This is a genomic window from Enterobacter sp. K16B, from assembly GCF_020216105.1.
Lineage (GTDB): Bacteria > Pseudomonadota > Gammaproteobacteria > Enterobacterales > Enterobacteriaceae > Enterobacter > Enterobacter sichuanensis.
This window is the reverse complement of sequence record NZ_JAIWJZ010000224.1, coordinates 1-1884: the sequence shown is the minus strand read 5'-3', so window position 1 is coordinate 1884 and position 1884 is coordinate 1. Positions and strand designations below refer to the sequence as shown.

Here is a 1884-nt window from a genome sequence, read left to right as displayed (position 1 = left end):
ATCCCTGCGTGATAAAAATTGGAAAATACAGATTCTTCGACAAGAGAATAGTACTTCTTTGCCCGCGCTTGATACTTGGTCAGTGAAAGATGTACCCTACCAGACAAAAGGTGGGGCAATACAAATGCTTTCAAGCGAAAAGGATATATTTAAGTTGACTCATGAGTAAAGAAAATTACACCGCGCTGGATTATATCAATGATGCTATTGATGCAATCAATCATCGATTGGAACAAAACCCTACATTTTCTTTATATATTATGGCAAAGAATCAGTTGGATTATATAAGATCCATTCTAACGGGTGCTGAAAAAGATAAAAGTAAATTACACACATTGAATCCTGGAGTGCTTGCGTCCAAAGAGTTTGATACTACCGATGCCGAGCTTGCTCAGCATTTGTCCAATGCTAATTATATAGCTTCTCAGATGGGGCAAGGATTGAAGGTTATTCTCCCCCATGAGCAAGACGTCGAGTACTTGAAAAGGCAAAAGAGATATCGCAAGTGATGAGCAACTTTTGATTATAGTTTTAAATGTAATCATCCTGGTTAGAATTACCACGGGAAAATGGGGACATAACTTGCTATCATGTGTAATATTTTAAGACAATTCGATTCACTGCAATGAATGAAATAACAATTTTTGGTTATGTTGAAAGAGCATTGGTTATAGCACAAAAGAGATATGCTGAGGTCAAAAATCTTAACCCTCATAACCCGCTTTTACAAATGTACGACTCTATTGTACAACAATTATTATTTTTACGGGATTTAATAGAAGGTAAGGAAAAGGATAAGGCAAAATTATGGGAAATGACGTTCGGTATGTATGCAGTGAAGGAGTTTGAAAATTCTGATGAGTTGTTTTTTGAAAGGTTGTCGGATGCTTGGTTTATTGTGGATCAAATTCGCCGAGGATTAAAGGTTAGGTTGCCGCATGAGGTTGACGCCAATTACAGAACAAAGCAACAAAAGCTCAATAAGAAATATCCTGATGAGTTTTAGTGCTGGGTTTTAAATATTTTTATTATGGGTGAATGGTGATTGATTTACATGCTAATTTGAATGTATTGTTAAAATATGTAGATAGATATCGTAACTACTTACCTATTAGCAGTCCTTCAGTCCAGCGGAGGATGCAGTATGAATATAATGATAAACCATTAGCATCATCTTTTAATTGCGATGCACAACAAAAATGGGATTTAACACCATTATGTAACATCTCGCTTGAGGAATCACGGGATCGCGCGATAGGTGCGCTTATTGGTCTTGCGGTCGGGGATGCTGTAGGCACCACTCTCGAATTTCTACCACGTGACAGAGCACACATTAAGGATATGACAGGGGGTGGGCCATTTCGACTGCGCGCAGGCGAATGGACGGATGATACTTCCATGGCATTATGCCTTGCGGAAACTCTTCTTGAGAAAGGTGATGCTGATACTATATTCTTTAGGAATAAACTTCTGGCATGGTATCAGCATGGTTATAACAGTTCAAATGGTGTCTGTTTTGATATAGGGAATACAACTCGATTTGCTTTAGAACAATATTTGGCTATTGGTCCTGGCTGGAGCGGTAATACTTCACCAGAAACTGCAGGTAATGCATCCATTATCAGGCAAGCACCTGTCTCTATTTTTTTTAGAAAGTCATTAAGCAAATCATTTTATGAATCCAAAAAACAAAGTATTGCTACACATGGTGCATCGGAAGCAATAAATAGCACACAGTATTTAAACTATTTACTTGTATATATGATTAATGGGAGCAACAAAGAATTTGTTTTCGCTCCACATATTATGCCGCTCCAGCCACGTGTAATGATTATTAATGCGGGCGAGTATAAGCAAAAAACTCGCGACCAGATTCGTTCAAGT

The 1884-nt window shown here is 38.0% G+C and carries 4 protein-coding genes; all 4 read left to right on the top strand.

Annotated features, from left to right (window positions below; translation table 11 throughout):
• The first annotated feature begins 4 nt into the window (after window positions 1-4).
• Window positions 5-169, top strand: coding sequence for a polymorphic toxin type 46 domain-containing protein (locus LDK53_RS22835; RefSeq protein WP_225288154.1), 165 nt, complete (start codon window positions 5-7; stop codon window positions 167-169).
• Window positions 162-509 carry an immunity protein Tsi6 family protein gene (locus LDK53_RS22830; protein WP_088244248.1) on the top strand — a complete coding sequence of 116 codons (348 nt, stop codon included), beginning with the start codon at window positions 162-164 and terminating at the stop codon, window positions 507-509. Before LDK53_RS22835 ends, LDK53_RS22830 begins: the two co-directional genes overlap by 8 nt.
• Before the next feature lie 116 nt (window positions 510-625).
• Entirely contained in the window at window positions 626-1006 is a 381-nt protein-coding gene (locus tag LDK53_RS22825) for an immunity protein Tsi6 family protein (protein WP_225288153.1), read from the top strand.
• A gap of 32 nt (window positions 1007-1038) precedes the next feature.
• Window positions 1039-1884, top strand: an 846-nt coding sequence (locus LDK53_RS22820; protein WP_225288152.1) for an ADP-ribosylglycohydrolase family protein, incomplete at its 3' end; no start/stop codon positions are given.

Coding starts and splice junctions, on each gene's coding strand:
- LDK53_RS22825 (WP_225288153.1), top strand. CDS start 626: ATGAATGAAATAACAATTTTTGGTTATGTTGAAAGAGCATTGGTTATA.
- LDK53_RS22830 (WP_088244248.1), top strand. CDS start 162: ATGAGTAAAGAAAATTACACCGCGCTGGATTATATCAATGATGCTATT.